Source organism: Kitasatospora sp. McL0602 (assembly GCF_052076145.1).
In the GTDB taxonomy this organism is placed as follows: Bacteria; Actinomycetota; Actinomycetes; order Streptomycetales; family Streptomycetaceae; genus Kitasatospora.
Genome location: NZ_CP197246.1, coordinates 5,567,157 through 5,592,907, shown reverse-complemented (window position 1 = coordinate 5,592,907; position 25,751 = coordinate 5,567,157). Strand labels below are relative to the sequence as shown.

Sequence of the window (25,751 nt, the reverse complement as noted above, 5' to 3'; positions counted from 1 at the left end):
GCCCGAGCATTACCGCAGTTCGCAGTACCAGCAGTGATGCAGGAGGCGTGCAGGTCGTCAGTACGCGGGACCCGGTCATGGCAGAAGGGGTTCACGGCGGAAGACGGGTGACCTGCCAGGCGTTACGGGCCCGGCTGTGCGTGGGGCCTGCGGCGGCGGCGGTCGCGCACGCGCGGTACGCAGGACCGGCAGCACCCGGCAGTTCGCAGTACCCGCAGTACCGAAGTTCACACCACGCAGTACCAGCAGGACGGGTGTTGTCAGCAGTTGGCAGTACCGGCAGTACGCACGATGCACACCAGAGGAGAAGGGAAGGGTTCACCCCGTCGGATCGCCCGCCACGGCACGCAATCGAAGCCAGGCGGTCACCGCAGTGGCCATCGCCATGGAACGTCATGGACGAGGTGGTCCTCGGTCACGCATACGCGATCCCCGCGCAATGCCCCTCCCCCGGGCAGCGCGGACACCGCAAGTCGGCTCGACAGCCGGCAGCAGTAGTGCAGTAGATGGAGCAGTGAATCGACATATCCCTGGGCCCCGGCGCAACTTCGCACCGGGGCCCTCGACCCGTTTCCCGAGAAAGAAGGTGCCGGCGAGAGCGTCTCCTGCCCGACCAGCCCACAGCCGTCCCGAAGCCAAGCCCCTCGCCCGCTCCCTCTGGCCAACCACCCCTGTACGAGTAGAGCGGCTGCGCGCCGACCTGTTAGGCAGTGCGACCGATCTGCCCGCCGCGCACGAGCTGGCTCGCGGTGTGAAACGGGCCTTCCGCACGATGAAGTCGACCTTGTACTTGCGCCCCGTCTAGGTGGAACTCCACGCCAGGTGCGACTGCTCAGGCGTCGAGGGGCTTCCGGTAGACCAGGCGGATCTGCTTATCCGGCGTGCTGGCCTTCCAGTCGATGTCCCAGCCGCGCCGGGCTGCCAGAGCGGCCACTCCTGCCGCACCGATTCCCCGGTAGTAGCGGCACTTGATGAAGGTGGTGGGCACCTGCTCCTTGTGCGTGTACCGCTTCTTGCCGCCGGCATTCCCCGCCCGGCGGTCCTGCTCGTGGCGCAAGGTGACGCGGGTCCCCAGATCGAGGGCCTGGTCTGCCCAAGCCTCCCAGTCCTCTTGTGTACCCCGACGCTCCAACCGGTACCTGCCCAAGGTCAGGACGTGCCTCTTGCTACTGCCCTCCGCTACACATTCCCCCACGTACTGAAGATCGCAGACCTCGTAGAACACGATCCACGGCACCAGGTACAGCCATTGCAAGGCGAACTGAAGAGCGAGCCCGACGGCTGAGCGCTTGGGCAGTGGACCGACGTTCGTCCCGGGCGGTGCGGGGGTGTACCAGTCGCTCACCCGAATGCCTCCGTGATCCTGGATTGGTTGGGCAGCGTGACCGCGGCAGCAGCCTGTGCAGTGGTACCGGGCTTGTTGTAGACGACCGTATCGGCCATCTGCGCGAGCATGGTCACATACTCGGGGAAGTCGGCGATCGACGGCGTACTCAGCCGACAGACCAGCAGGGTGTCCGCGCCCGGCACGGGGATGTACACCTCGGCCTGGGCGAGTTCGAGCGAGGTCGGAACGCCGGCCTGCTCGGTGAGGTCCATGATCATGCCGGAGATCGACACCACGGCTGGACCGCAGCTCACGTCCGAGCGGATGACCTCGTGAGCGGGGTCCATGGAGAGGAACTCGACCAGGGCGGCGGCGGCGATCGCAGGGTCGGAGGTGTCGGATTCCTCGGCCAGTATGACCAGGGTGGCGACGCTGACCCGGTCGTCCTCGGTGCCGAGCAGCGCGAATCCCGCGTAGACGGCGCCGTCCTCGGCGGCCTCCGCGGCGATCTCGCTGTACCAGCCGGCGACAGTGGTGCGCTGGAACTCCGTACCACCCGACCAGACCTCGGCGGCGACCTCCGAGATGTGTGCCGAGCGCTCCTCCTCGGAGAGGGCGACGCCCAGCGAGTGGAAGATGACCGGGACCTCCCAGCGAATGTCCAGCTCGTCGTCGATCCTGGGCGTTGCGGCGGCGCTCGGTTCGACCGTCACGATGTCACTTCCTGGTAGAGCTTGGGTGCGTGCAGGCCGAGACCGCTGCCCTTCATGCCGATCTGTATGCCGCGCGACCACCACGACGAGGCACTCAGGACCTCCTTGCCCGCCTTGTCCAGAGTGGTGATGGCACCAGGCAGGTTCCGGAGCGGAGTCTTGGTGAAGATCGGCGCGATGACCTTGCTGTGCAGGAGGCCGCCTGCCATGTGCGTGCTCTCGATGGCCTTGCCGGCTTCCAGCAGCTTCGCTCCGCCGGCCGCGAGGGAGCCCTCGGCCTTGATGGCCTTGACGCCCATGGTGACGCCCTTGATGCCCTTGGCGGCGCCGCCGACAAAGGGGACCACGCCGACTCCGTCCAGTGCGATCGTCGTCCAACTGACGTCGGCACCACCGAGTTTGGCCAGGCCGTGCGCCCCCAGGGCGACGCCCGACGCACCGGCCGCGGCGACACCGAGGGCGGCGGACAGCGGCGGGCACCACATGGTGGCCAGGGCGGCGATGCCCAGGACGGCCGACGCGGCGCCGGCGATGTCGCCGACCTTCTTCAGGAGGTCGGCGTGCTTGGTCGCCCAGTCCTTGATGCCCTTCCCGATCTTCTTGAAGCCGTCGGCGAGCTTGCTCCAGGCGCTGATGTGCGGTGCGTTGTGGTTCGCCGTGCGCAGGGCCTTGGCGGTCTGGTCCGCGTCGTGCTGGTGGTGCCCGTGGAGCTCCTTGGCCTGCTTGACGATCTGGTGGAGCTCGTCCTCGATCGACGAGAGCTCCTGTGACGCGGTCTCCAACTGCTGGTTGGCCGTCTCCAGTTGTGCCTGTGCCGCCCTGATCCTGTTCTCGGCCTCCGCCAGCTGCTGGTCGTCGGCGAAGCGGTAACCGACCAGCTGGAAGGCGGGGTCGTCCGACGCCTGGTTGTACTGGGCGGTGGCGTCGTGCTTGCGTGTCTCCGCCTCCTGCCGCCGGCGCTTTGCCTCCTCGGCCTCCGCCTCGTAGCGCTTGGCAGTCTCCTGGTAGCTCACCAGCTGTCTGCTCCACGAGGACAACTGGGTGGACGCGGCCTTCAGGGCGTCCACGCTGTCCGCCATGGTCTTGGGCAGCTCGCCGACCTTCTTGGCGAAGCCCTCGGCCGCCTGGCCCTGCCACGCGCTGCCGCTGTGACTGATGGACACGAGCGTGCTGTGCGCGCTCTCCAGCGCGCCGGCGGTCGAAGCCAGCTTCGACACCAGTGCGTCCACGCTCTCGGGCCTGCCGGGGGCCGGGTCGAAGCCGAGAGCCGGGAAGTCGTGGTCACTGCTCATGCTGCGGCCCCCTTGCTGAAGGCGTCGCGGATCGCCTGCTCGGTCTCCGTATAGTCCTTGGCCGTCTCGCGCAGTTTGTCCTCGATCTTCCCCGTACCGTCGGAGATCAGCTTGATCGCGTCGTGCCAGCTGTCGTGGAAGGCGTCACACGCATGGTCAAGCGACTTGCTGCCGGTGCTCTTCGGGCCGATGTCGCGCATCGCGTCGAGTGCCGTGCGGAGGTCGTCCTGGCTCTGTTGCAGCTGTTGAAGCAGCCGGTCGAGCTCATTCACCTCAACGCGGAAGTAGTCCCCCATGGCGCACTGCTCCCCTGACGATTCCGGATGGTCGGACTCAGCCTAGGCCGCGCAGTGTCCCCGCTCCGAGGCGACCCCAGGAAGTCTTCACAGTTCTCTCGAAGCGGTTCCTTGTCTGGGGGTCGACCCGCCACAGCTACGCGCTGGTGTTCCTGTTGGGGTTGCAGCTCACCCGCGCGTGAAACGGATCAGCAGGTCATGCAGGAGATCCCGTTCCTCCGGCGTGAAGCATCCCGTGAGGCGCTGCTCGGTACGGGCAGCCGCGGCCTGCGTCTCGGCCAGGCGCGCCCGGCCCGCGTCCGTGAGGATCACCGCATGCGCGCGGCGGTCCGTCGGGTGCGGCTCGCGCAGGACCAGGCCCTGGCGTTCGAGCGAGTCGATATGGCGCACCATCGCGGACTTGTCGCTGCTCAGGCTGTCCGTCAGCTGTCGCTGCGTCTGCGGGCCCCGCAGTGTCAGCTGCATCAGGATGCCGGCCAGGACGTTCTCCATCCCCAGCGGGCGCAACTCCTCCGCGAAGACCTGCGCAGCACGCAGGTGGGCCTGACGGAGGGCCAGGCCCAGTGGTGGCTTCGGAGAGTGATCGGTCATCGCCAAAACAGTATAGGGAATGCGAGCATCAATCTCATATGAGAATATCTCGCCAGAGACGAAATATTCGCTCCCCGGGGGATCATCATGCCGCGAAGTCCTGTCCTGCCACGCTGGCCGCTGTTCACGCTGCGGGTGACCGGAGCGCTCGTCGGGCTGCTCGCAGCCGGACAGCCCGTTCTGGCCGGGGGCTTCCTCCAGGGGTTCTACCCTCTGCTGAACGCCCACATGTTGGCCGCCATGATTCTCGCCACGGCAGTGCTGCTCTCGGTGATCGCCTCGCTGCTGCTCTGGCGCCTCGGCGGCGGGCCCAGCGCCTTCGCCCTGCAGTACGGCGTGCTGCTGGTGCTCTGCGTCGCCCAGATCACGCTCGGCTTCGACCGGGTGCTACTGCTGCACATCCCGCTCGGCGTCGGCATCTTCATCATGGGGGAGAAGTTCGTCACCGACGTCTTCCGCTTCAAGCCCGGCACTGACGCGGCGTCGACGCCCACCGCTGCCGTGGATGTCGCCGAGGTCCGGGCATGAGTGGCGGTCAGGGCCTGAGCCGACGACGGCTTCTGGGTGTCGGCGCGGCCGGTGTCCTCGGCGCGGGGGCCGTCGCGGGCGGGTTGCCGCTGCTCGGGCGGATGATCCCGGGCGGTCAGCCGGGCCTGCTGCTCAGTAGCAGGGTGCCACTGCCCAAGGCGTACGCCGTCCCGCTGCCGCTGCCCACCGTGCTGCAGCCGGTGCGCACGGACGGCACCACGGACTACTACGAGATCACTGCGCGCCCCGGGCTGGCCCGGCTGGTGCCGGGGCACGACACCGAGGTCTGGGGTTACCAGGGCGTCTTCCCAGGGCCGACCATCGAGTCGCGCTCCGGGCGACGCACCGTGGTGACCCATCGCAACGAGCTGCCGCACCCGACCGTGGTGCACCTGCACGGCGGTCACGTGCCGCACGACAGCGACGGCTACCCGCTGGACCTGATCGCCCCCATGGGCGGCGGCAGTTCGTCGGGCATGGCTGGCATGGCCGGGATGGCCGGGATGGCCGGGATGCCGGGCATGGGTGGCGCGACCTCCAAGCCGGAGCGGGAGTACGTCTACCCGATGCAGCAGCGCGCAGCCACGCTCTGGTACCACGACCACACCATGGGCTACACCGGCGCGCACGTCTACCGCGGCCTGGCCGGCTTCCATCTGGTCCGAGACGACGAGGAGGCCGCGCTCGGCCTGCCGCACGGCCCGCGCGAGCTGCCGCTGATGATCGCGGACCGGGCCTTCGGCGCGGACGGCTCGTTCGCCTATCCGGCGTTGGATCCGGTGGAGGGCAAGCCCGGCGTCCAGAACGCGTACATGAACGGCGTGTTGGGCGACGTGATCCTGGTCAACGGCGCGCCCTGGCCGTTCGCACAGGTCGACCGTGCCCGCTACCGGCTGCGGCTGCTCAACGCGTCCAACGCGCGCCGCTACAAGCTGGAGCTCGACCCGCAGCCGCCCGGTGGCGGCGGCCTGTTGCAGATCGGCTCGGACGGCGGCCTGTTGGAGCGCCCGGTGGCGCACGACTCGCTGGAGCTGGCCCCGGCCGAGCGCTTCGACGTCGTCGTCGACTTCGCCCGCTACCCGGCGGGCAGCAGTGTCCGGCTGGTCAACCGCATCGGTAGCGGTAGCACTGCCGAGGTCATGCGTTTCGACATCGGCAACGCCTCTGTCAGCGACGACTCGCGGGTGCCCGGCAAGCTCGCGGCCGTCGAGACGCTGGACCCGGCCAAGGCCGTGGCCACCCGCACCTTCCTGTTCCAGAAGTCCCAGGACAACTGGACCATCAACGGGCAGGACTACAAGCCCGGCCGTTCGCTCGCGGCGCCGAAGCTCGGCCAGGTCGAGATCTGGCGCTTCGTCACCGACCTGCATCACCCCGTCCATCTCCACTTGGACCCGTTCCAGGTGGTCAACAGGAACGGCGCGGAGCCCGGGGCATTCGACGCGGGTTGGAAGGATACGGTGGACGTCCTCCCGGCCCAGGGCGTCGAGGTGGCGGTCCGGTTCAGCGACTACGCCGGCCGGTTCCTGCTGCACTGTCACAACCTTGAACACGAGGACATGGCGATGATGGCAGAGTTCACCACGGAATGACGGCCGACGCGGGTCGCTGACGGCAGGTGACCGTGAGGTCGTCGTAGGACCGTCCACAGACTGGAGCCACGAGCAGGACGCCTTCTTGATCGCCCTGTCACGGTCCGGTCCGTGGCCGGCCGGCGCCTCGGCCCCTCGCGAAGCGGGCCGAGGAGGCCGTCCTCAAGCTGGTCGAGGAGTCCAGGAACCTCACCCGTGTCGTCAAGGGGGCTCGCCAAGTTCATCGCGGACGCCCTCAAGAACTGCTGTCAAAGGGCGTTCTGATCGCCGCCGTCCAGTAGCTGTCACCGCCGTGTCCGGCAGTTGGAGGAGCGCCAGCGGCCCTTGCCACGCAGAGGCCGTGATGCTTTGATGACCGGGCTGTGCGCCTGCCTGTGCAGGGGCGGGCGAAGGACATCAACGGGGGAACCGATGCCACGACTTCGCATGCTCACACTGTCCGCGCTTGCCACACTCGCCGTCGCCGCCGGCGGCCTGCTGCTCGACGGCCAGTCCGAGCACCTGGCCCCGCAGTCGACCGGGGACGGCACCGTCACCACGGCCGCCGTCACCCCCGGCCTCCAGCTCAACGGCTGCGGCGGCTGCTGGCCCTCCGCCGTGGCTGCGGGCCTCAGTTGGGAACACCTCGACCTCAACACCGGCGGCGACGTGGCCACCGGGACCGCCCGATTCGGCGGCTGGCAGCCCGACTGGAACGACGTCGCCCCGGCGACGTAGTCGGCAGACCCGAGGCACGCCCAGCGGTCAGGCGGGGCCTGCGCGGTGGGACGACGGCGATGCCAGTGTCTCCCCGCAGCGCAGGTTCCACCGACCGGCGTGGCCGGACAGCTCGGTCACCGAGAGCGGTACGACGTCGAGTCGCCAGAAGCTTGTCGGCGGCAGCGAGAGGGCGTGCACCACGGTCGCCCGGATGACCGCCGGCTCCGCCACCGCCACCGTCCGGCCGCCGTGGGCTTCGTCCTCACCGGCCTTCAGCACGACTGAGGTGCGGGTCTCAAGGGAACACTGCGCCATTGTGGGGAACCACGGCGGATCACGCGTGGCACAGTTGCCGCCAGGGGCGCCCGGCCGGACGGTGGCAGGACGGCCGCCCACCCCCGGGTGCGGCCCCGGCACCTGGAGCAGCCCACCGTGAGACCCCCTTCCTTCCCCCTCCCGTCGGCCCGCCGGCTGGCCGCCGCCGCCGCGGCCACCATCGTGTTCGCCCTGGGCGCCGCCCCGGTCGCGCTCGCCGCGCCCGGCGACAACGGCGACGTCAAGGTGCACGACAGCACCACGCCGGTGACCAACCAGAACGACGATCCGAAGGTCTGCCGGTTCTACCTGGACGCCTTCAACTTCGACACCGTCACGTTGGTCAACTGGACGATCTCCCAGCAACCGCCGACCGGCACCGCTCAAGTACTCGCCGGCTCGATCGCGCTGGCCACCGGCTCCGGGGCAACCCAGACGTACAGCCTGCCGGACGGGCACTACAAGCTCGATTGGACCTTCGTCGGCGAGAACGGCAGCGCGAAGCACAAGGTCTTCGACGTGCAGTGCGCCACGGGCTCGCCCTCGCCCTCACCGTCGCCCCCGGGCTCCCCGAGCCAGTCACCCGGTGCCTCGCCCAGCCAGTCGACCGCGCCCGGCGGCGGGCCGCACGGCGGGGTCGGGACTGGTGGCGGCGGCTCCTCCGGCGCGAACACCGGCGAGGTGATCGGTGGCGCGGCGCTGCTGACCGGTGCGGCCGGGCTGGGCCTTCGGGCACTGCGCCGCCGTCCCGGACGCAATGCCGAGTCCTGACCGCCCCTCCCGCGCCCGCCGCGGCGGCCCCGGCCCATGGCGGGCCGGGGCCGTCGCGGTGCTGCTGGTGGCGGGCGGCGGCTGGCTGGTCCACGACGGCAGTGCCGACCGGGGCGGGCCACCACCGCCCTCCTCGACCGCCGTGACCACCATGCCGTCCCCGGCCCCCGTGGCATCACCGGTGGCCGCCGCACCCCCGCTGCCGCCCTCCGTGCCGACCAGCATCCGGATCCCCGCGATCAAGGTCGACGCCCCGGTGAGCGGACTCGGGCTCAACGCCTCGCAGCAGCTGAACACCCCGCCGATGGAGCAGCGCAACCTGGCCGGCTGGTACCGCGACGGCGCCGCCCCCGGCGCCGCCGGCAACGCGATCGTCGTCGGGCACGCCGACAACCACAACGGGCCGGCCGTCTTCTACCGGCTCGGCCTGCTGCGCCCCGGCGACACCGTCGCCGTGACCCGCAAGGACCGCCGCACCGCAGTGTTCACCGTGGACTCCGTCCGGGTGTTCCCGAAGAAGGACTTCCCCGACACCCTGGTGTACGGCGCCACCAACCGGTCCGAGCTGCGGATCATCACCTGCGGCGGCAAGTTCGACCGCCGGACCGGCTACGAGTCCAACACCGTGGTCTTCGCCCACCTGACCTCGGCCCGCTGACCGGCGGCGCCAACGGCGGTGGCGGGATCCGGGCGGAACCGTCCGGCCTCAGGGTGAGACGCCGACCGGTCGCCGAAGGCAGGTGGCCCGGCTCCGCGTGCGGGAGATCCTCCTTCTGGCCGATTTCGAGGACGCCGACGTGCCGCCCACCCGCCACCGCAACGGTGTGCTCCGGGATTCCTGGTGAGTGGTTGAGCCCCCGAAACGCCTGGCCGGTGAGCTGAAGGGTTTCCGGGGCTACCACCAGGTCTGGCAGATCGCGGCCGAGGTGGCCAGGCCGAGGAGGAGAGCCTCTCGGTGGCCTATCCGGAGGGCGGCCGCGTGCACGGCGGTGAGGAGGAGGGCCGCAAGGCGGTGGACCGCGCAGGCTGCACCGCAGACGGCGTCGCCGTAGAGGTAGGCGAAGGGGGCGGGGCGGCCGGTGGTACGGCGGGCGATTCGGGTGACGGCGTACTCGGGGAGGAGAAGGCCGACGGTGAGGAGGTTGACGCCGTGTTCGACACCTGCCGCGACCTGGAGGACGGAGCCAGCGGCGGCGAACCGCAACAGGACGTAGAACAGCACGGAGAGGGCAGCGAAGCCGACAAGCTGCCAGTAGAGGTGCGAGTTGTCGGCCGCGGCCGCAGCTGCCCCGGCGAGAGTCACGGCTTGTCCTCCGGCGCTGAGGAGTCAGGGCGGACGGGGCGGCCCTTCTCCAGTTGGGCGGCCGGGTCCTCACGGTAGAGGGGCCTCCTGCGGGTCCTGCCGACGGCCGCGTCGGCCAGCCGAGCCTTGACGGTCTCCACCGCCAGCCGGGCGGTCTCGGCGATCTGGTGGTCCTCGACCACGCCGGAGTCCAGGAGCCTCTCGACGAACTGGAGTTGATTGGCCGACGCCTCACGCTCGTCGTCCCGCAGGCCTTGGAGAGCGAGCGGGATGTCCTGCGGATTCTTGGAGAGATGCAGCCCCCAGCGCTCGAACTCGCCGCTCTCCAACATCGAGGCGTAGAAGCGCGTCCGCTCGGCGGTGATCTCGTGGTCGTGGCGGGTGTTGAGCCAGTCCAGCTCGTGCTCGCGCTTCGCCCGCTTCAGGGCGTAGTCGACTCCCCGCAGGGCTGCGTCGGCCTCGATCGAGGCATTGAAGCGGGAGCGCTCCTCGGTCAGCTGCTGCAGATGGCGGGCTTTCAGCTGGTCCAACTCGTGTTCGTGGGAAGCCTGTTGCTTGGCGTAATCGACCCCGCGCAGCTTCGAGTGCAACTCGATCGCCTGCTGGTCCAGGCTCAGCCGGACGCTGCAGGTGACCTCGAGCCCCTCGGCCTCGGCCAGGGGGTGCAGGGCGAGCGCGTCGTGAACGGCCGTCTCGGCCTGCGCGCTCTGCTCGATGGCGAACCTTCGGGTCTCCTGGCGCATCCGGGCCAGCAGCCGGGGCTCCAGCAGTACCCGGACGTCCCGGATGCCCTTCTCCACCACATCGCCCGGCTTGACCACCCGCCAGGTGACATCGGTCTCGGCATGGAAGAAGAACGCGTCGCCGACGCTGGGCAGCCGGTGCTCGAAGGTGAGGTGCTGGTAGCCCATCTCGACCTCGTACAGCGTGCGGAAGTTCTTGCCGACCAGCTCACCCCGGGTGGGCTGGTGGCTCGGCAGGTACGGGACGCTCTCGCCCGACGCCGCCATGAAGACCAGTGCGCGATCGGCGGAGACCGGCGGGCGGCTCCGGATGAACTCGAAGCGCTGGAGCGCCCGTTCGGCCCGGACCGGGTCGTGGTCGGCTCTGCGTTCGGGCGAGCCGGCGCCGGGGGCCTTCGCTCGCCTGCGATCGGTGGACGGCACCATCATGTGTTCCTCTCCTCTGCTGTCTGTCACTCGGCAGACGCTCGACCGGCGCTGTGCCGGGCGGCCTGTACTGCCCCGAGCAGGCTCGTGCTGCTCGCGTCGCCCGGGGTCGTCCGGCGGCGGACGAGGTGCTCCAGCCGCTCCGCGTCGTTCTCGCTCACGACCAGCGCGGGGAGCAGCCGGGTGAGTGCCGCATCCAGCTCATCGTGTCCGGCCGAGGCGGTGATCCAACGCCCCAGCCGGTCCAGGCCGTCCCGCCGCGCCTCACGGTCGGCGAGCACCCGGCGCCAGAGCAGGGTGTGCGACTCGACTGCTGCGGTGTCGTGACGGGCCAGCCCGAGCAGCGCGGGGAGGCCGTCGCCGGGTTCGTCGTGCTCCGACCCGGCTGCCTGGAGGAGGACCTTGAGGGCGGTCGGGCGCAGCGGGTGCCCCGGCTCCGACCATGCGCACAGCGCTGCCAGCACCCGGGGTGCCGCCGCCGTGCGGAGCAGGGTCACCAGGGATTGGACGACCGCGCCGCGCAGGGCATCGTCGGACCGGTCGGCAATCAGCGCGAGGTCGCGCAGCGCGGCCTCGGGCAGCCGCACGCCGAGCAGGGCGTGCGTACGGGCGGCCGTCCACCGGCGGCCGGAGCCACCCTCCCGGCTCCACGAGTTGAGCAGCCTGCGGACGACCGTCTGCTGCTCGCCCTCGCCGCAGGTGGTCAACGCCCAGGCTGCGAGCTGTCGTTGGCCGGGCCGGGCGGAGGCTGCCCAGGGGCTGATGAGGGTGTCGTGGGCGAAGGCGAAGTCCGCGGTCGCGACGGTGCCGACGGCGACGGCGGCCCGCAGCCGCACGGCGGCCCGGCGGTCGACGGCGAGGGCCCGGAGCCAGGCCGTCATCGGCGCGCGTACGGCCGGGTGGCTCATCCAGACGTGGGCGAGGACGGTCTGGCCCATCTCCTCGCCCCGGAAGGCGACCAGCCGTTGCGGCAGCCGCCCCCAGGGGCTCTCCACCGTGCCCTCGTACTCGTGGGCACGCGCGAGTTGCAGCCGCTCCCTCGGTGAGGCGGCGAACACCCGCAGGCCGGGACGGTGCGAGGGCCGTTCGACGGCGCGCAGGCGCTGGTAGAGCTGGTCGCCCAGCTCGGTGACCTGCGGGTACGGGGAACCGTTGAGGACGGCCAGGGCGATCAGGAACGCCTTGTCGCGCAGGTGCGGCCCGGCTTCGCCGAACCACTCGTCGACCACGGCCAGGGCGGCGGCGCGGCCGTAGGCGGTGACTTCCGTGGTGTCCATCCGCCCGGCGGCGTGGGCGTGCAGACGCCCGGCCAGCCCGGCGGCCTCGCGCGGGGTCGGCCCGCTGCGCAGGTAGGCCGCCACCTCCGGCAGCGCGACCAGCCGGGTGCAGTGGGCGTCCACGCCGGTGAAGCCATCGTCCTCCAGACGGGCGGCGAGGTGGGCACGCACCACCTGGGTGGGATCGGGCGGCTGCCAGTCGACGGCCGGGACGTCGTAGTACGCCGCCTCCGGGTCGGTGGTGACGATCAGCAGCCCGCCCTGCTCGGCCAGTTGCTTGCGGACGGCATGCAGGTGGGCGGCCCGCAGGGGCGCCTCGCGGCCGGTCACCGGATCGCTGAGGAGATGGCCGCACCCCGGGCTGAGCTGCTCGCCGATCCGGGCCGGATCTCCGTCCGGGTCGAGGGCGATCACCTCGGACCGGGCCGAGAGCTGGGCCAGCAGCCGGACGGCAGCCGTCCGGCGGCCCGTCCCCCAGTGGCCGCGCAGGACGAGCACCTGATCACTCTTCAGACGTCCGTGCGCCTCGTCGTAGCGCCGGGTGGCGGCGAACGTCCGCTCCGTGGCGGCCAGTTCGCCTGATCGCAGTGGCCCGGTGGCCGTCCGGGCCCGGTCGGTGGCCGCGTGGAAATGGAGGACCTGCTTGCCTCCCGCCACCACGTCACCGCCCGCCGAGACCGTGCCCATCAGGTTGGCGCCACCGGCGGTGGCGCCGAGCAACTGCTGCGCGAGAGCGCGGAACTGCTCGAAGGCCTCCCAGGCTTCGGGTGCCTCCGGACCCTCGGCGTCGTCCTCGGCCGAGGGCTCCGGCTCGGCCGTGGTGTCCTCGGGTTCGGCAGTCATCGGCGGCCGTCCTGGGGCTCGTTGACGTACTTGTTGCCTGCGACGGCGTCACCAGCCACTTGGGCGCCGGTGCCGAAGAAGAAGTTGCCGGAGCCGATCTGCATGGGCGGCAGCGCGGAAGTGTGTGACGGCTGGGGCGGAGCGGGCGAGTGGGTCGGCCCGGAGGGCTGACCGGCCGGGCGTTCGGGCCGACCCGGCTCAGTGGCGATTTGGGTCGGATCGTGCAACCAGCCGGTCAGGGCGCCTTCCTTGGCCTCGGTGGCGAAATGGTGGAAGTGCTCGGCCCGGATGCCGGGGTGCCCGTGCCGGACCACGCCGTGGTGCACCGCCTCCGAGACGCAGAGCACGCTCGCCTCGTCCGTCCGGCGCAGCGCTTGGTGCAGCGCGTCCGAGTCGAGCAGCCGGAAGGCCTCGACCAGGTCCGCCCCCAGGGCGCCCTCCTCGTCCAGGGCCACTTCACCGGAGTGCAGCACGGTGCGCAGGCGCACCTGGGCGCTGGGGCTGGCCAGCCGGTTGCTCTGGTGGAGCTCGGCGGGAGTGTGCGTCAGGAGGGCCCGGATGAGCTGCATCTTGGGCACTGCGGGGTTGACGAGGACGAAGACACCATCACCCCGGTCCTCCTTGCGGTACTCGGACGGTTCGACGGAGGCGGCGGCCAGGGTGCTTCGTAGGACGGAGTACATCATGCGCCGGATCACCGCCTGTTCGACGTCGAGGCGGCGCCCCGACCCCTCGATGTCCATCAGCAGGATCGTCCGGTTGACGGGCTCTGCCACTGTTTCCCCTTGTGTTCACGGTCCGATGACGACATGGACAGCCTCCCCCTGCCCGACGGCTCCGAGGAGGACCACCGGCACACCTCAGGTGTGACGGATTGCTCAGTGACTTCCCCTGTGCGGCTTCCCCCTGCTCAGTAGCCGCCCATCCGCCGCAGGATGTCGGGGCGGAGGACGACCACCGCCCGGCCGGGGGTCGCGATGAGCTCGCGGTCGCGGAGTTCGGTGAACAACCGGGTGACGGCCTCGCGGGAGGCGCCGACGGACCCGGCGAGTTCGCTGCGGGTGAGCGGCACCTGGATGGCCACGCCGCCGTCCACCTGTCGGCCGTGGGCCTCGGCCAGCTCCAGCAGCAGGCGGGCGAGGCGCTGCTTCACGGTGCAGGAGGCGTACTCCAGCCGTTTGCGGTCGCCGGAGCGCAGCCGGTCGGTGACCAGGCGCAGCAGGTGCATGGCGGCTTGCGGGCGCTGAGCCAGATAGGAGGCGAACGCCGCCTCCCGGACGGAGAGCGCGCGGACGGCCTCCAGGGCGGTGACGGTGGCGGAGCGGGCGGTGCCGTTCACCGCGGCGCTCTCCCCGACGATGTCGCCGGGGCCGCGCAGGGCGAGCAGCGCTTCGTGCCCGGCACCGGAGTTAGCGGTGACCTTGAGCCAGCCGTCGAGGATCACCAGCACGTGGGCCGAGGTCTCGCCCTCCCGCAGCACGGCCGACCGGGCGGGATAACGCTGCTCGGTGCCGAGCTGGAGCAGCGCTGCCCGGTCGTCCGCATCGAGCCTGGCCAGGTACGGGACCTTGTCGTCCCAGCCGGCGTCCTCCGGCAGCCCGCCGGGTGTCCCTCGTCCTTGCCCTCCCATAGCCTCCCCTGCCCGTTTTTCAGGCACATTTGTACACCATCGAAGTGCTGGGCACGGCTCGCGTACCGGAACCAGCCTGTCCGCCTCTTTGCTCAGAGCCCCGGCAGGGTGTCCTGCTCCCCTGGGACGACGTGGACGGCCTCGGCCGGGCCGCGGCACTCGCGGCCGAGCCGGAGGATGCGCGACTCGGGGTCGTGCAGTGGGCGCCCGCAGCGGCGGCAGCGGACGACGACGGCGGGCGGGGCCGGGGTGGGCAGCGGGATCAGGGCGGGTTCCTCGGGCATCCGGGCAGTGTTTCAGCCGGCCGGGGTGAGGGCCAGGACGGCGAGGTCGTCGGTGAGGGGGGCCGAGTGGCGGCGGACGTCCTGGTCGAGGAAGGCGACGACGGCCTCGGGGTCCGCGCCGGGGAGGGTGGCGAGGCGGTCGGTGAGGGGGTAGAAGGTGCCGGTGGCGTCGCGGGCCTCGCTCACGCCGTCGGTGTGCAGGAGGAGGGTGTGGCCCGGGGGCAGTGGGAGGGTGACGGTCTGTGCGGGGGCCGCGGCGAGTTGGCCGAGGCCGAGCGGGAGGTCCTCCGGGCAGTGGACGAGGCGGACTCCGGACGGGGTGAGCAGGACGGGGTCGAGGTGGCCCCGGTTGACCAGCTCGCACCGGCCGGAGCCGGGCCGGTGCTGGAGCAGGACGGCGGTGACGAAGAGTTCGTCGTCGCCGCGCTCGGCGGCCGCGCGGAGCACCTGCCGGTCGAGCAGCTCCGCCAACTCGCCGAGGTCGGCGGTCTCGTGGGCGACGGCCCGGAAGGCGCCGAGCACGTCGGCGACCGTCCGGACAGCGTCCAGGCCCTTGCCCCGGACGTCGCCGAGCAGGACGCGGGTGCCGTACCGGGTCTCGCAGATCTCGTACAGGTCGCCGCCGATCGCGACGTCGGCGTGCGCCGGGCGGTAGAGCCCGGCCGCCCGCAGGCCGCCGATGTGGGTGGGGACGGGCCGCAGCACCGTGCGCTGGAGGGTCTCGGCGATGCTGCGGACGCGGACGAGGTCGCGGTCCTGCCGGATGCGCTGCCAGGAGAGGGCGGCGCCGAGCGCCCCGGCGAGGGCGGTGGAGACGTACACCCAGACGTGGTGCTGTTCGGTGAGGTGCTCGGCCCGGTCGGCGAGGACGGCTTGCAGGGCGAGGGCGCCGACGGTGGAGAGGCCGACCACGAGCGGGCGCATCGAGAAGGCCACCACCACCGGGAGGACGGTGAGCAGGAAGCCCGCCGCGACATCGCTCGGGAGCGAGAACTCCAGCACCAGGTCGACCACGATCAGCAGCAGCGGCAGCGCGAGCACCCAGCGCGGGGCCCGGCGCACGGGAGCGGGCAGGGGCGGGGTGAGTTGCGACAAGCTGGGGCCTCCTGCCGCCGGATCGTGGACACACCTCGCTCCATGGTGGCCCGATTTCCGGCGGCGGCGCGGCGGGCGAAGGTCCCGGCCCGCCGGGACTATCGGCCCAGGGTCAGCGGCAGGCTCTGGTAGCCGCGCAGCACCCAGCGGTCGCGGCGGACGGGCTCCCCCGCTCTGGCCAGGTGGGGGAAGCGGGCCAGCAGGGCGGGCATCGCGACGGCCGACTCCAGCCGGGCGAGCTGGGCGCCGAGGCAGTAGTGCGGGCCGCCGCCGAAGCTGAGCGGGCGGCTGTCGCGGCGGGTCGGGTCGAAGCGCTCGGGGTGCTCGTACCGCTGCGGGTCACGGTTGGCGGCGCCGATCAGGAGGAACGCGAAGTACCCGTACGGCGCGTCGAGGCCGCCGATCCGCAGGCCGTTGCCGATCGAGACCCGGGACGTCACCTGGACGGGTGAATCGAACCGCAGCACCTCGTCGGTGTACCCGGCGGGGCTGATCTCGCCGGAGCGGAGACCGGCGAGCGCCTCGGGGTGGTCGAGGAGCAGCGAGAGCCCGTTGCCGAGCAGGTTGGTGGTGGTCTCGAAGCCCGCCACCAGCAGCAGGACGAGGTTGGCGAGCAGCTCGTGGCCGGAGAGCCGCGCCGGGTCGGCCGCGGCGACCTGGACGAGGGCGCTGACCAGGTCGTCCTTCGGCCGGGCCTTGCGCTCGGCGGCGAGGCCGGTGAAGTACCCGGCGAGTTCCTCGGCGGCCGCGTCGGCGGCGTCCAGCTCGGGGTCGCCCGCGATGACCTCCAGGGCCGCGGTGAGGTCGGCGGCGAGGGTGCGGAAGCGGTGCCGGTCGGCCTCGGGCACGCCGAGCAGCTCGCAGATCACGCCGACCGGCAGCCGGTAGGCGAAGGTCTCCATGAAGTCGACGGGCGTGCCGTCGGCGCCCAGCCCGGCCATCTCGTCGAGCAGCCGGTGGGTGGCCGCCACGACGGCGGGCTCCAGGGCGGCGATCCGGCGGGCGGTGAAGACGGAGGCGATCAGCGAGCGCATCCGGCTGTGGTCGGGCTCGTTCCGCTCCAGGATCGAGCGGCTGAGCATGATCTTGGACGAGTGCTCGTTGAAACCCTCCTCCCAGCGGCTGCGCAGTTCGGCGTCGGCGACCTGGAAGGCGCCGTCCCGGAGAACCTCGTTGACCTCCTGGTAGCCCGTCACCATGATCATGCCCTCGCCGCAGGCCGTCACCGCGCCCAGCTCCCGGGCCTGGGCGTAGAGCGGGTAGGGCTCGGCCCGCCCTTCGCTCGTCATCAGCTGCTCCATGATCGCGATACTGTCCATGGCACACTCCCCTCCCGACGCACGTCTGCAGAACGCTACTACCCGGTAATGCCGGGCGGTATGACGATCGGCCCGGTCGGGTCGGGCTCAACCGCGGCGACAGCGCCCCGGCGAATTGGAGATGCTGCGGTGATGAGCAGCGACAGCGGGACGAAGCGGCGGCGACGGCGATGGGCGGCCGGGCTGACCGTGCTGGTGCTGCTGGCCGGCATCGCGACCGTCGTCCTGGTCGAGCGCGGTCGGCAGAAGGTGACCGTGCCGGCCGCCCTGGTACCGCTGATCGACGCGGCGGCCCGGACCTGCTCGGCCGTCACCCCCTCGTTGATCGCCGGGCAGCTCTACGCCGAGTCCCACTTCAACGCCCGCGCCGTCTCCGCCGCCGGTGCCCAGGGCATCGCCCAGTTCACCCCCGAGACCTGGGCCGAGTGGGGCGTCGACGGCAACCGGGACGGCACGAAGGACGTCTTCGACCCCGCCGACGCCGTCCCCGCCCAGGCGAAGTACGACTGCTGGCTGGCCCAGCAGACCGCCTCGGTGCCAGGCAACGCGACCGACAACATGCTCGCCGCCTACAACGCGGGCCCCGGCGCCGTCACCAAGTACAAGGGCGTGCCGCCGTACCCGGAGACGCAGGGGTACGTCACCAAGGTCGACAAGTACGCCGCGCTGTTCCGCTACCTCGACCCGACTCCTACGGCGCGGACAACGGCCTAGATGATCTATTTCAACGGGTCGGCCGGGTGCCGCTGATGCTCGCGTGGCGGTCTGGGCCACGTTCCGGTGGGCACGGCCCGGAGAGGGGCGATGTACCGCCGGTCAGCGAGGCCGCAGCCCGTCGAAGACGACACCGAAGATCCGCTGCTGGGCCGCCGGGTCGGCTCCGAGGTACTCCATCGTCGCACTGGTGCCGGCCAGCAGGGCGATCAGTTCCTGAAGCCCCAGATCCGGGCGGACCGCCCCGGCCCGCTGCGCCCTGTCCAGCAGCCCGGCCAGCTGCGCCCGAATCACCTCGCTGGACTCCCGCAGGGGCGCGTGAGCGTCCACGCCGGCTGCTGTGAGTGCCTGGGCGAACTCGTTCTTGCCTGCGGACTGCTCGATCACCAGGCGGAAGCAGGCGAAGAAGGCGTCGGCGGGCTCGGGCCCAGCGGCCAGCCGCGCGGCCTGGGTGGCGATCGCCTCCAGCCGGCGCACCATGACGGCTTCCAGCAGTGCTTCCTTGGTCGGGAAGTGTCGGAAGAGCGTGCCGACGCCGACGCCGGCGGCGCGGGCGATCTCTTCGGTGGGCACGCCGACGCCGCGGGTGGCGAACACCTCCGTGGCGACGTCCAGCAGCTTGACCCGGTTACGGGCCGCGTCGGCCCGTAGGGGGCGCCCCTCGGTGCCGCTCATCCTCCCCACCCTTCCCCGTTGACCGCAGAGCGGCAGTAGACAACCGGAGTAGCCAGTCCGTATCGTTGAAGCGGATTCGCTAGTCCGATTCTAGCGGCAGATCCCGCTGGGGGTTGATCATGTCCGAAACGCTGTCACCGCGCGAGGTCTTCCAGAAGCTGCTCGATGGCATCGGGGGTGGGCGGTTCTCGGAGCTGGCCGGGCTCTATGCCGAGGACGCCGTGGTGGAGACCGTCTTCGAGCCGGTTGGACCGCGCCGGTTCGAGGGGCGGTCCATGCTCGCAGAACGGTTCGCGGAAGTCGCCGCGCACAGTCCCGTGGAGCTGACCCCGGAGAACGTAGTGATCCGGGAGACCGACGACCCGGAGGTGATCGTCGCCGAGTGGGACTACCGGGTGCATCATCGGGTGACCGGGCGGACCTTCGAGTCCGCCAACATCCAGGTGCTGCGGGTCCGCGACGGCGTGATCGTCCACAGCCGGGACTTCCATGACCACTTGGCTCTCATCACCGCCGGCGGCGCCCTGCCACAGTTGGTGGCAGCACTCGACGGCAAGTAACGCGAATGCAGTGCTGCGGCTCACCGGCCCCCTCCAGGGGTCTCGGCCGCTGCGTGTTCGCCGACAGCGGCCTGGGCGGGAGCCGCCGTGAGGATGGCCACTCCTGCCCTGCTGCCGAGCCGATGATCAGCCGCGCGGGGTCAGTGATCGTAGGCCGTGAGTGAGCGCATGACGGACTGGCCGGTGTGGTGGTTGTGCCAGATGGCGGCGGTCATCGCGAGAATCCGCTGGAGTACGCGGCCGATCACACCGCCGGGGGTGCGGCCGCGGTGGCGCTCCAGGTCGAGCTGTCCCTTGAAGGTCTCGCTGGTCGACCCGATGACCTGCCGCAACGGTTTGAACAGCTGTGATCCGGCCCGCTCGGCCTCGCCCTTGCGAGCCGGACGCGGCAGTTGGACGCCCAGCTCTGTCAGTTGCGTCTCGAACTCGCGCCCGAAGTAGTTCTTGTCGCCGATCAGCGTCTGCCCGGGACGTCCGTCGAGGAGTGCCGGCTCGGTGGCGAGGATGTCGAGCAGGGTCACGCGCTCATCGACCTTCGCCCCGGTCAGCGCGAAAGCGATCGGCAGCCCGCCGAGAGTGCACACCAGTGCAGCCGAAGCCCCCAGGGCTAGCGCGAGTGGCTCGCGCAGTAGTCGTACTGGGTCCTGCCCGCCAGGTCGGACCGCTAGACGGTCTCCCGGGAGCGGCCGCACTCGACCGGCATGGAGTCCACGACCCATACGTCGTCGGTCCGCTGTGCGGTGTCCGTGGCCAGCGCGCGGCTGGTGCGCCGGATGAGTCCGGCCAAAAGGTGAAGCCGAGCATCGCCTGCACCATCGCCAGCGTCACCAGCTCGGCATCACTGAGCTGCGGAGCTACGCCTACTGCCGGACGCCACGGAGCAAGCTGCGGCGAACCCTTCAACAGGTCGTCAGTCTTCACATGGAGTGCGGTCACGAGGGAGTCCACGTCTGGCGTCACATCCTGACTTCGGGCTCCCTCGTCCCGTGCGCGCAGCCACCCCTTGGAATCAATCGTTTAGGACTCCAGGGTCGCCCGGATGGCCGGGGTCAGCGTGGCCACCACCTGATCGGCGGTCAGGCCAGCGACGGCCGGGAGCCGCAGCAGGTAGCGCGTCAGGGCCAGCCCGAGCAGCTGGGCCGCCACCAGGCCACCGACCCGGCGCGCGGCGCCTGGGCCGAGCGCGGCAGCGAGGACGGGGGCGACCTGCTCGCCGAAGATCACGTTCATCCGCTCGGCCGCGCGCTCGTTGGTGACTGCCGAGCGCAGCAGGACCAGTAGGGCGTCGTCGGACGGGTCGCCCTCCCAGCGCGCCAGGAAGTGCCGGACGATCACCTCCGCGAGCTCCTGCGGCCGGACGTCCACCAGGTCGGGCAGCCGGAGGTCGATGGCCAGTGCGGCGTCGAAGAGCTGCTCCTTGTTCCCGAAGTACCGCATCACCATCGACGGGTCGATCCCGGCATCGCCCGCCACCGCGCGGATGGTGGTGCGCTCGTACCCCTGAGCGGCGAACCGGTCCCGGGCGGCCCGGAGGATCGCTGCCCTGGTGACCTCGGCGGATCGCCGCCCGCCCTGCTCACTGTTCGTCATGCCAACAACTGTAGGCCAACAGATGTTGACATGCCAGCCGTGCCACCCCAGTATTGTCAACAAGCGTTGGCCAACACCCGTTGGCATCACTGAAGGGGGCACCCGGAATGACCGGCACCGCACTTCCCGAGACCACCCGCGTCGCAATCGTCGGCGCCGGCCCGGCCGGCCTCGCGCTGGCTGTCACCCTGGCGCAGTCCGGCATCGACTTCGTCCTCGTCGACCGCCTCGCCGAGGGTGCCAACACCTCCCGGGCCGCCGTGGTGCACGCCCGCACCCTGGAGGTCCTGGAGGAGCTCGGCGCCGCCGACCAGCTGGTCGCCCGGGGCCTGCAGCTGAGCCGGTTCACCGTGCGCGACGGCGCCCGCCGCCTGCTGACCGTCCCCTTCACCGGCCTCCCCACCCGGTACCCGTACGCCCTGCTCGCCCCGCAGTACGACACCGAGGACGTCCTGCTGACGCGGCTGCGCGAGCTCGGCGGCGATGTCCACCGCCCGTACGAGGTCACCGCCGTCGAGCAGGACGCGGACGGCGTCACCCTCACCATGAGCACCGGCGAGCACCTCCGGGCGGCCTACGCCGTCGGCGCCGACGGCATGCACAGCCTCGTCCGCGAGGCCGCCGGCATCGGCTTCACCGGCGGTGCGTACGGTCAGTCCTTCGTCCTGGCCGACGTCACCATGGAGTGGGCCCCGGGCCCCGAGGAGGTCGCGCTGACCTTCAGCGCCGCCGGGGTCTTCGTCGTCGCCCCGCTGCCGGGCAACCGCTACCGCGTCGTCGCCACCGTCGAGGAGGCCCCCGCCGAGCCCGACCGCGCCTTCGTCCAGCGGCTCCTCGACGAGCGGGCCCCCGGCCAGGCCCGGGTGGACGAGCTGGTCTGGTCCTCCCGCTTCCGCGTCCACCACCGGGTCGCGGACAGCTACCGGGCCGGGCGCCTCCTCCTGGCGGGCGACGCCGCCCACGTCCACAGCCCGGCCGGCGGCCAGGGCATGAACACCGGCATCCAGGACGCGTACGCGCTGGGCCGCGCCTTCGCCACCGGCGACCTGGACCAGTACGAGGCACGCCGCCGCCCGGTCGCCCAGCAGGTCGTCGCCTTCACCGACCGGCTGACCCGGATCTCCACCGCCACCGGGCCGCTGCGCGCCCTCCGCAACACCATCCTGCCGCTGCTCGGCCGCCTCCCCGCCTTCCGCCGCAGCGTGGCCACCAACCTGGCCGAACTCAACTACCGGTGAGCAGGCCCTAGGGTGAGCGGCATGGAGATCTGGATCAACCCGCGCTGCGGGAAGTGCCGTAGTGCCCTCACCGAGCTGGAGGCCGTCGGCGCCGACTACACCGTCCGCCGCTACCTGGAGGACCCGCCGAACGCGGCGGAGATCGAGCAGGTGCTCGGGCGGCTCGGGCTGGAGCCGTGGGACATCACCCGGCTGGACGAGGCGGTGGCCAAGGAGCAGGGCATGAAGCAGTGGTCGCGCACCGAGGCCGACCGGGCCCGCTGGATCGCGGCGCTGGCGGAGCACCCGATCCTCATCCAGCGGCCGATCATCACGGCCGACGACGGGCACGCCGTGGTGGCCCGGACGCCGGAGGTGCTGAAGTCCGTACTGCCGGGCTAGGCAGCTCGCCGGGAGGTGGTCAGGAGCGGGTCACCGACTTGACCTCCTCCCCCGGACGCCAGGAGCGGATCAGCAGGTGATCGCCCTCGACGGTGGTCAGGACGACCTCCGTCGGCTCCAGCCGGAAGGCGTGGAACGGGCCGGGCGGCGGCGGCTCCGGGAGGTCCGCCGCGTACCCGGAGAGGTCGACCTCTTCGACGATCTCCAGGGCGCGGCCGGAGACCTTGGCGTCGCCGCCCGCCATCGACTCGTCGCCGGGGTTGCTGTGCAGGGCGAAGAGCGGATTGCGCCGCAGATCCATCGCCTTGACCGCGCCGTACATCGAACCGATGGTGAGATCGGCCCCGACGAACTGCACCTCGGTGCCGCTCACCCTCGGTGCCCCGCTCCGGCGCAGCGTGGCCAGCACGTGGTGCCGGTGCGCCTCGAACCTGGCCCGAACGGCGGGCGCCAGATCGGGGGCCTCGTGCTCGAAATCCTGCCAAGTGGTCATGCCGTCAAGTCTTGCAGCGGCCACCGACAATTCCCCCGGCGAAACTCGCGCGCGGTACGTCAGACTGGCGCGATGACCACCTACATCGCATTCCTGCGGGCCGTCAACGTCGGCGGACGGACGGTGAAGATGGAGCGGTTGCGGGCGCTCTTCGCCGAGCTGGGGCTGAGCCGCGTCCGCTCGTACATCCAGAGCGGCAACGTCTTCTTCGACTCCGAGGAGACCGACCGGGCGGCGCTCACGGCCCGGATCGAGGAGCACCTGGAGGCGGCCCTCGGCTACGCCGTACCGGCCATGCTCCGGACGGTGGCGGAGGTCGAGGAGCTGGTCGCGGCGGAGCCGTTCGCCGGGATCGAGGTGACGCCGGAGCTGCGGCTGTGCGTCGTGTACCTCTCCGAGCCGCTACCCGCCGACTACACCTTCCCGGTGGTCGACCCGAAGGGTGACTGGGAGATCGTCGGGGCCACGCCGGGCGCGGCGTACGTGGTGATGCACCTGCGCGGCGGGCGGCTCGGCGGCAACCCCGCCACGGCCTTCCCGAAGTCGTACCGGGGCAGCGGCACCTCGCGGTTCTTCCACACCACGGTGAAGATCCTGGCCGCCGCCCAGAAGGACTGACGAAGAAGAAGATCAGAGCGTGGTGCCCCAGAGCTGGTCGGTGCAGCGGGCGTAGGTGTCACGCCAGTGCGGCCACTGACGGGCCGTCGCGTCGTCGCAGTCGGCGATCAGCCGGTCGACCTGGCGCTCGTCGACGCCCTCCAGCAGCCAGACCAGGGCGTCGGAGGGGGCAGGGCCCTCGGCGGCAGCCAGCAGGTCGAGCAGCTCCGGCAGGGTGCCGATCCGCGAACCGGCGGGGAAGACCCCGGCCATCCGGGGCAGCAGCTGGCGCTCCTCGATCCGCAGGTGGGTCTCCAGCCTGGCGGCCAGCTCCTCCACCGCGTACGCCACCGGCCAGCTGCTGGCGGGGTCACGGGTGGCTATCCGGACCAGGGTGGTGACCCGGGTGAAGGAGTGGTCGAGGTTGTGGTGGTCGGACTCCAGCCAGTTGAGCAGCAGCCGCAGCTCCGGGGCGAAGCGGCGCAGCAGCGGCCAGAGCCGGGTGTCCTGCTGCTCGTGGTGGCAGGTGAGCATGGCGGTGACGAAGTCCCAGTGCCGTTGCAGCGCCTGGGCTCCGGCGGTGTCCTCGGGCTGGAGCAGGCGCAGTGCGTTGGGCAGCCGGGCCAGGTCACGGCGCAGCGCGGCGTGGACGAGGCTCAGGCCGGCGAAGGGGATCGGCGCGACCGCAGGCTGGACGTCGCGCTCCCGGCCCTGCTGGGCGGGGATCGACACGGACTCGACGGGCAGCAGATAGCTGGGCATCGCACTCTCTTCACGGACTGGCGGAGACTGAGCCGGGCCGGACACCGGACCGCAGCGCCCCGACTCGGATCTCCAGGGTGATGACAGCTCATCAGAGTCGAATCAATGTCTGATTGACGTGCAGGTCAGCGGCCTGCGAGCGGTTTTCGGCCATGGCTCGCGCGACGGCCGCCGCTGGGCTGTCGGTGTCCCGTTCTATCGTGCGGTCATGACAGAGACGCTGAACTACCGAGTGACGATCGCCGCCGCACCCGAGCGGGTCTGGGCCGCGCTGACGACCTCCGAGGGCACCCGGGCGACGCTCTTCGGCTCCGAGATCGAGTCGTCCTTCGAGCCGGGCGCCCTGGTGGAGTTCGTCGGGTACGACGAGGCCGGGCAGCGGATCGTGCAGGTGTACGGCGAGATCACCTCGTACGAGCCGCCGCTCAGCTTCGGCTACCGCCAGCACCCCGGCCCGGTGCACAACGAGCGGCACGCCGAGACCTCCTGCCGGATGACGCACACCCTGCACCCCGCCGAGGGCGGCACGGCCACCGAGTTGGAGCTCGTCCTCGACCAGTGGTCCGAGGGCAACCCCGCGTACGGGCACGCCCTGAGCAGCTACCCGGAGTCCGGCTACCTGGACGGGATCAAGGCGTACGCGGAGTCGGCCACCCAGCCGTAGGCCTCAGTCGGTCTGGGGGCCGGCGAGGTTCTTGGTGAGCCACTGGAGGGTGTTGGGGATCATCTTCTTGAAGTCGGAGGTGAGGTGCTTGCCGCCGGGCTGCTCGTAGTAGTCGATGGTGAGCGGCGCGGCCGCCTTGGCGACCCAGTTCTTGACCAGCTTGGTCTCGTAGGCGTTGGCCCCGCCGGAGGTGGCGAGCATCCGGACGTCGGCCTTGCTCTGGCTGACCAGGATGTCCGGGCTGTTGGCGAGGCGCTCGGCCTCGTGGCCCTTCCAGAGCGGGGAGTCCGGGGTGAAGTAGCCGTCGATCGGCACCGCGGCCTTGAACACGCCGGGGTGCTGCATCGCCAGCTTGGCGCTGCAGAACGCACCGGTGGAGGTACCCATCACGCCCCAGCCGTCGCGTCCCTTGACGGTGCGGAAGTTGGCCCGGACGAAGTCGGGGATGTCCTCGGCCATCCAGGTGCCGATCTTGGGCTGGCCCGGGATGTCACTGCACTCCAGCGCCATGGCCTCGTTGGAGTCCAGGTTCTGCACCGGCATGATCATGATGAACGGGTGCGCCTGTCCCTGCTGGCTGAGCTGGGCGTCGGCCTCCTGGATCGGCAGCTGATTGTCCGTCCAGGTGTTGTAGCCCGCGCTCTGGCCGCCCGCGTAGAGCGTCAGCACGGGGAAGCCGTACTTGGCGTACTTCGGGTCGTTGTACTGCGGCGGCAGCCAGACCCAGACCTTGCCGGAGACGCCGGACTTCTTCCCGGTCAGGGTGGTCATCAGGATCGGCCCGGCACCGGTCGTCCGGACTGTCCTGAGGTCGGCGGCCGGGCCGGTCGGCATCAGCACCTTGGAGGGCTTCGGCGGCGGGGTGCTGCTCGGCGGGGCACTTGGGGTGGCGCTGGGCACGGTGTGCGCGGCGGGCTTGGCGTCGGAGCCCGGCTTCGAGCCCGTACTGCCGCAGGCCGCCAGCGCGGTGGTGAGGGCGAGCGCCGTGGCTCCGAGGAGCACGGCGCGAGTGCGGGTGGGCTGCGACAGCGAC

The 25,751-nt window shown here is 71.1% G+C and carries 30 protein-coding genes and 1 pseudogene; 11 read left to right on the top strand and 20 right to left on the bottom strand.

Features of this window, described 5'->3' with window-relative positions; genetic code table 11:
- Positions 1–832: 832 nt before the first annotated feature.
- From ACR68M_RS25460 to ACR68M_RS25440, 5 genes are all read right to left on the bottom strand, one after another.
- Entirely contained in the window at positions 833–1,345 is a 513-nt protein-coding gene (locus tag ACR68M_RS25460) for a hypothetical protein (RefSeq protein ID WP_441246442.1), read from the bottom strand.
- A complete protein-coding gene (locus tag ACR68M_RS25455; RefSeq protein WP_441246441.1) occupies positions 1,342–2,040 on the bottom strand; it encodes a hypothetical protein in 699 nt (232 codons plus the stop codon). Before ACR68M_RS25455 ends, ACR68M_RS25460 begins: the two co-directional genes overlap by 4 nt.
- On the bottom strand, positions 2,037–3,332 hold the full coding sequence (locus ACR68M_RS25450) for a putative T7SS-secreted protein (protein WP_441246440.1): 1,296 nt from the start codon (positions 3,330–3,332) through the stop codon (positions 2,037–2,039). Before ACR68M_RS25450 ends, ACR68M_RS25455 begins: the two co-directional genes overlap by 4 nt.
- On the bottom strand, positions 3,329–3,628 hold the full coding sequence (locus ACR68M_RS25445; RefSeq protein ID WP_441246439.1) for a type VII secretion target: 300 nt from the start codon (positions 3,626–3,628) through the stop codon (positions 3,329–3,331). The genes ACR68M_RS25450 and ACR68M_RS25445 overlap by 4 nt, the downstream gene beginning before the upstream one ends.
- 168 nt (positions 3,629–3,796) lie before the next feature.
- The gene (locus ACR68M_RS25440) at positions 3,797–4,219 is read right to left on the bottom strand and encodes a MarR family winged helix-turn-helix transcriptional regulator (protein WP_441246438.1); all 423 of its coding nucleotides are present in this window, start codon (positions 4,217–4,219) and stop codon (positions 3,797–3,799) included.
- 87 nt (positions 4,220–4,306) lie between these two features.
- Between ACR68M_RS25440 and ACR68M_RS25435 the strand changes: the two genes are divergently transcribed.
- The 3 genes from ACR68M_RS25435 to ACR68M_RS25425 all read left to right on the top strand — a co-directional run bounded on the left by ACR68M_RS25435 (position 4,307) and on the right by ACR68M_RS25425 (position 7,056).
- The gene (locus tag ACR68M_RS25435; RefSeq protein WP_441246437.1) at positions 4,307–4,747 is read left to right on the top strand and encodes a hypothetical protein; all 441 of its coding nucleotides are present in this window, start codon (positions 4,307–4,309) and stop codon (positions 4,745–4,747) included.
- A complete protein-coding gene (locus tag ACR68M_RS25430) occupies positions 4,744–6,339 on the top strand; it encodes a multicopper oxidase family protein (protein WP_441246436.1) in 1,596 nt (531 codons plus the stop codon). Before ACR68M_RS25435 ends, ACR68M_RS25430 begins: the two co-directional genes overlap by 4 nt.
- Before the next feature lie 426 nt (positions 6,340–6,765).
- Positions 6,766–7,056: a hypothetical protein gene (locus ACR68M_RS25425; RefSeq protein ID WP_441246435.1), complete on the top strand. Its 291-nt coding sequence runs from the start codon at positions 6,766–6,768 to the stop codon at positions 7,054–7,056.
- A gap of 27 nt (positions 7,057–7,083) precedes the next feature.
- Here the strand turns inward: ACR68M_RS25425 and ACR68M_RS25420 are convergent, their stop codons facing one another.
- Entirely contained in the window at positions 7,084–7,317 is a 234-nt protein-coding gene (locus ACR68M_RS25420) for a histidine phosphatase family protein (protein ID WP_441246434.1), read from the bottom strand.
- A gap of 153 nt (positions 7,318–7,470) precedes the next feature.
- Here ACR68M_RS25420 and ACR68M_RS25415 point away from each other — a divergent pair, with 153 nt between their 5' ends.
- Both ACR68M_RS25415 and ACR68M_RS25410 read left to right on the top strand, forming a co-directional pair.
- Positions 7,471–8,124, top strand: coding sequence for a hypothetical protein (locus tag ACR68M_RS25415; protein ID WP_441246433.1), 654 nt, complete (start codon positions 7,471–7,473; stop codon positions 8,122–8,124).
- Complete coding sequence (locus tag ACR68M_RS25410; protein WP_441246432.1) at positions 8,111–8,782, top strand: class F sortase; 672 nt, start codon at positions 8,111–8,113, stop codon at positions 8,780–8,782. Before ACR68M_RS25415 ends, ACR68M_RS25410 begins: the two co-directional genes overlap by 14 nt.
- 237 nt (positions 8,783–9,019) lie before the next feature.
- Here the strand turns inward: ACR68M_RS25410 and ACR68M_RS25405 are convergent, their stop codons facing one another.
- The 8 genes from ACR68M_RS25405 to ACR68M_RS25370 all read right to left on the bottom strand — a co-directional run bounded on the left by ACR68M_RS25405 (position 9,020) and on the right by ACR68M_RS25370 (position 17,044).
- The gene (locus ACR68M_RS25405; RefSeq protein ID WP_441246431.1) at positions 9,020–9,427 is read right to left on the bottom strand and encodes a hypothetical protein; all 408 of its coding nucleotides are present in this window, start codon (positions 9,425–9,427) and stop codon (positions 9,020–9,022) included.
- Positions 9,424–10,599 carry a hypothetical protein gene (locus tag ACR68M_RS25400; RefSeq protein ID WP_441246430.1) on the bottom strand — a complete coding sequence of 392 codons (1,176 nt, stop codon included), beginning with the start codon at positions 10,597–10,599 and terminating at the stop codon, positions 9,424–9,426. Before ACR68M_RS25400 ends, ACR68M_RS25405 begins: the two co-directional genes overlap by 4 nt.
- Positions 10,600–10,622: 23 nt before the next feature.
- Positions 10,623–12,716 (bottom strand): hypothetical protein, encoded by a 2,094-nt coding sequence (locus ACR68M_RS25395; protein WP_441246429.1) that lies wholly within the window; start codon positions 12,714–12,716, stop codon positions 10,623–10,625.
- Positions 12,713–13,492 (bottom strand): hypothetical protein, encoded by a 780-nt coding sequence (locus ACR68M_RS25390; protein ID WP_441246428.1) that lies wholly within the window; start codon positions 13,490–13,492, stop codon positions 12,713–12,715. Before ACR68M_RS25390 ends, ACR68M_RS25395 begins: the two co-directional genes overlap by 4 nt.
- 134 nt (positions 13,493–13,626) lie before the next feature.
- The gene (locus ACR68M_RS25385) at positions 13,627–14,346 is read right to left on the bottom strand and encodes a Crp/Fnr family transcriptional regulator (protein WP_441246427.1); all 720 of its coding nucleotides are present in this window, start codon (positions 14,344–14,346) and stop codon (positions 13,627–13,629) included.
- A 92-nt stretch (positions 14,347–14,438) separates the two neighbouring features.
- The gene (locus ACR68M_RS25380; protein ID WP_441246426.1) at positions 14,439–14,630 is read right to left on the bottom strand and encodes a DUF6011 domain-containing protein; all 192 of its coding nucleotides are present in this window, start codon (positions 14,628–14,630) and stop codon (positions 14,439–14,441) included.
- 12 nt (positions 14,631–14,642) lie between these two features.
- Positions 14,643–15,725, bottom strand: a complete 1,083-nt coding sequence (locus ACR68M_RS25375; protein ID WP_441246425.1) for a PP2C family protein-serine/threonine phosphatase — start codon at positions 15,723–15,725, stop codon at positions 14,643–14,645.
- A 98-nt stretch (positions 15,726–15,823) separates the two neighbouring features.
- Complete coding sequence (locus ACR68M_RS25370) at positions 15,824–17,044, bottom strand: cytochrome P450 (RefSeq protein WP_441246424.1); 1,221 nt, start codon at positions 17,042–17,044, stop codon at positions 15,824–15,826.
- A 132-nt stretch (positions 17,045–17,176) separates the two neighbouring features.
- Between ACR68M_RS25370 and ACR68M_RS25365 the strand changes: the two genes are divergently transcribed.
- A complete protein-coding gene (locus ACR68M_RS25365) occupies positions 17,177–17,758 on the top strand; it encodes a lytic transglycosylase domain-containing protein (RefSeq protein ID WP_441246423.1) in 582 nt (193 codons plus the stop codon).
- Positions 17,759–17,860: 102 nt separating this feature from the next.
- Here ACR68M_RS25365 and ACR68M_RS25360 read toward each other — a convergent pair whose 3' ends face one another.
- Positions 17,861–18,433 (bottom strand): TetR/AcrR family transcriptional regulator, encoded by a 573-nt coding sequence (locus tag ACR68M_RS25360; RefSeq protein ID WP_441246422.1) that lies wholly within the window; start codon positions 18,431–18,433, stop codon positions 17,861–17,863.
- A gap of 119 nt (positions 18,434–18,552) precedes the next feature.
- Here ACR68M_RS25360 and ACR68M_RS25355 point away from each other — a divergent pair, with 119 nt between their 5' ends.
- The gene (locus tag ACR68M_RS25355) at positions 18,553–18,993 is read left to right on the top strand and encodes a nuclear transport factor 2 family protein (protein WP_441246421.1); all 441 of its coding nucleotides are present in this window, start codon (positions 18,553–18,555) and stop codon (positions 18,991–18,993) included.
- Positions 18,994–19,133: 140 nt separating this feature from the next.
- Here ACR68M_RS25355 and ACR68M_RS25350 read toward each other — a convergent pair.
- Together ACR68M_RS25350 and ACR68M_RS25345 are read right to left on the bottom strand one after the other, a co-directional pair.
- Positions 19,134–19,953 (bottom strand): annotated as a pseudogene (locus tag ACR68M_RS25350) (transposase).
- A gap of 57 nt (positions 19,954–20,010) precedes the next feature.
- Positions 20,011–20,583 (bottom strand): TetR/AcrR family transcriptional regulator, encoded by a 573-nt coding sequence (locus ACR68M_RS25345; RefSeq protein WP_441246420.1) that lies wholly within the window; start codon positions 20,581–20,583, stop codon positions 20,011–20,013.
- 107 nt (positions 20,584–20,690) lie between these two features.
- Here ACR68M_RS25345 and ACR68M_RS25340 point away from each other — a divergent pair, with 107 nt between their 5' ends.
- On the top strand, positions 20,691–21,821 hold the full coding sequence (locus tag ACR68M_RS25340) for an FAD-dependent oxidoreductase (RefSeq protein ID WP_441246419.1): 1,131 nt from the start codon (positions 20,691–20,693) through the stop codon (positions 21,819–21,821).
- 21 nt (positions 21,822–21,842) lie between these two features.
- Entirely contained in the window at positions 21,843–22,202 is a 360-nt protein-coding gene (locus ACR68M_RS25335; protein WP_441246418.1) for an arsenate reductase family protein, read from the top strand.
- 19 nt (positions 22,203–22,221) lie between these two features.
- On the opposite strand, the gene ACR68M_RS25330 is transcribed toward ACR68M_RS25335, so the two are convergent.
- A complete protein-coding gene (locus tag ACR68M_RS25330; RefSeq protein WP_441246417.1) occupies positions 22,222–22,695 on the bottom strand; it encodes a pyridoxamine 5'-phosphate oxidase family protein in 474 nt (157 codons plus the stop codon).
- Between the two features lie 72 nt (positions 22,696–22,767).
- Between ACR68M_RS25330 and ACR68M_RS25325 the strand changes: the two genes are divergently transcribed.
- Positions 22,768–23,313, top strand: a complete 546-nt coding sequence (locus ACR68M_RS25325) for a DUF1697 domain-containing protein (protein ID WP_441246416.1) — start codon at positions 22,768–22,770, stop codon at positions 23,311–23,313.
- A gap of 12 nt (positions 23,314–23,325) precedes the next feature.
- Here ACR68M_RS25325 and ACR68M_RS25320 read toward each other — a convergent pair whose 3' ends face one another.
- A complete protein-coding gene (locus ACR68M_RS25320; protein ID WP_441246415.1) occupies positions 23,326–24,054 on the bottom strand; it encodes a hemerythrin domain-containing protein in 729 nt (242 codons plus the stop codon).
- A gap of 208 nt (positions 24,055–24,262) precedes the next feature.
- Here ACR68M_RS25320 and ACR68M_RS25315 point away from each other — a divergent pair, with 208 nt between their 5' ends.
- Positions 24,263–24,718, top strand: coding sequence for an SRPBCC family protein (locus tag ACR68M_RS25315; protein ID WP_441246414.1), 456 nt, complete (start codon positions 24,263–24,265; stop codon positions 24,716–24,718).
- 3 nt (positions 24,719–24,721) lie between these two features.
- On the opposite strand, the gene ACR68M_RS25310 is transcribed toward ACR68M_RS25315, so the two are convergent.
- Positions 24,722–25,720, bottom strand: coding sequence for an alpha/beta hydrolase (locus ACR68M_RS25310; protein ID WP_441246413.1), 999 nt, complete (start codon positions 25,718–25,720; stop codon positions 24,722–24,724).
- Positions 25,721–25,751 lie beyond the last annotated feature (31 nt).

Excerpts from the sequence above, each read along its gene's own strand:
- ACR68M_RS25450 (WP_441246440.1), bottom strand. The coding sequence starts at position 3,332 with ATGAGCAGTGACCACGACTTCCCGGCTCTCGGCTTCGACCCGGCCCCC.
- ACR68M_RS25315 (WP_441246414.1), top strand. The coding sequence starts at position 24,263 with ATGACAGAGACGCTGAACTACCGAGTGACGATCGCCGCCGCACCCGAG.
- ACR68M_RS25355 (WP_441246421.1), top strand. The coding sequence starts at position 18,553 with ATGTCCGAAACGCTGTCACCGCGCGAGGTCTTCCAGAAGCTGCTCGAT.
- ACR68M_RS25370 (WP_441246424.1), bottom strand. The coding sequence starts at position 17,044 with ATGGACAGTATCGCGATCATGGAGCAGCTGATGACGAGCGAAGGGCGG.
- ACR68M_RS25430 (WP_441246436.1), top strand. The coding sequence starts at position 4,744 with ATGAGTGGCGGTCAGGGCCTGAGCCGACGACGGCTTCTGGGTGTCGGC.
- ACR68M_RS25340 (WP_441246419.1), top strand. The coding sequence starts at position 20,691 with ATGACCGGCACCGCACTTCCCGAGACCACCCGCGTCGCAATCGTCGGC.
- ACR68M_RS25395 (WP_441246429.1), bottom strand. The coding sequence starts at position 12,716 with ATGACTGCCGAACCCGAGGACACCACGGCCGAGCCGGAGCCCTCGGCC.
- ACR68M_RS25425 (WP_441246435.1), top strand. The coding sequence starts at position 6,766 with ATGCTCACACTGTCCGCGCTTGCCACACTCGCCGTCGCCGCCGGCGGC.
- ACR68M_RS25320 (WP_441246415.1), bottom strand. The coding sequence starts at position 24,054 with ATGCCCAGCTATCTGCTGCCCGTCGAGTCCGTGTCGATCCCCGCCCAG.
- ACR68M_RS25435 (WP_441246437.1), top strand. The coding sequence starts at position 4,307 with ATGCCGCGAAGTCCTGTCCTGCCACGCTGGCCGCTGTTCACGCTGCGG.
- ACR68M_RS25335 (WP_441246418.1), top strand. The coding sequence starts at position 21,843 with ATGGAGATCTGGATCAACCCGCGCTGCGGGAAGTGCCGTAGTGCCCTC.
- ACR68M_RS25330 (WP_441246417.1), bottom strand. The coding sequence starts at position 22,695 with ATGACCACTTGGCAGGATTTCGAGCACGAGGCCCCCGATCTGGCGCCC.
- ACR68M_RS25440 (WP_441246438.1), bottom strand. The coding sequence starts at position 4,219 with ATGACCGATCACTCTCCGAAGCCACCACTGGGCCTGGCCCTCCGTCAG.
- ACR68M_RS25445 (WP_441246439.1), bottom strand. The coding sequence starts at position 3,628 with ATGGGGGACTACTTCCGCGTTGAGGTGAATGAGCTCGACCGGCTGCTT.
- ACR68M_RS25410 (WP_441246432.1), top strand. The coding sequence starts at position 8,111 with ATGCCGAGTCCTGACCGCCCCTCCCGCGCCCGCCGCGGCGGCCCCGGC.
- ACR68M_RS25365 (WP_441246423.1), top strand. The coding sequence starts at position 17,177 with ATGAGCAGCGACAGCGGGACGAAGCGGCGGCGACGGCGATGGGCGGCC.
- ACR68M_RS25385 (WP_441246427.1), bottom strand. The coding sequence starts at position 14,346 with ATGGGAGGGCAAGGACGAGGGACACCCGGCGGGCTGCCGGAGGACGCC.
- ACR68M_RS25325 (WP_441246416.1), top strand. The coding sequence starts at position 22,768 with ATGACCACCTACATCGCATTCCTGCGGGCCGTCAACGTCGGCGGACGG.
- ACR68M_RS25360 (WP_441246422.1), bottom strand. The coding sequence starts at position 18,433 with ATGAGCGGCACCGAGGGGCGCCCCCTACGGGCCGACGCGGCCCGTAAC.
- ACR68M_RS25380 (WP_441246426.1), bottom strand. The coding sequence starts at position 14,630 with ATGCCCGAGGAACCCGCCCTGATCCCGCTGCCCACCCCGGCCCCGCCC.
- ACR68M_RS25400 (WP_441246430.1), bottom strand. The coding sequence starts at position 10,599 with ATGATGGTGCCGTCCACCGATCGCAGGCGAGCGAAGGCCCCCGGCGCC.
- ACR68M_RS25345 (WP_441246420.1), bottom strand. The coding sequence starts at position 20,583 with ATGACGAACAGTGAGCAGGGCGGGCGGCGATCCGCCGAGGTCACCAGG.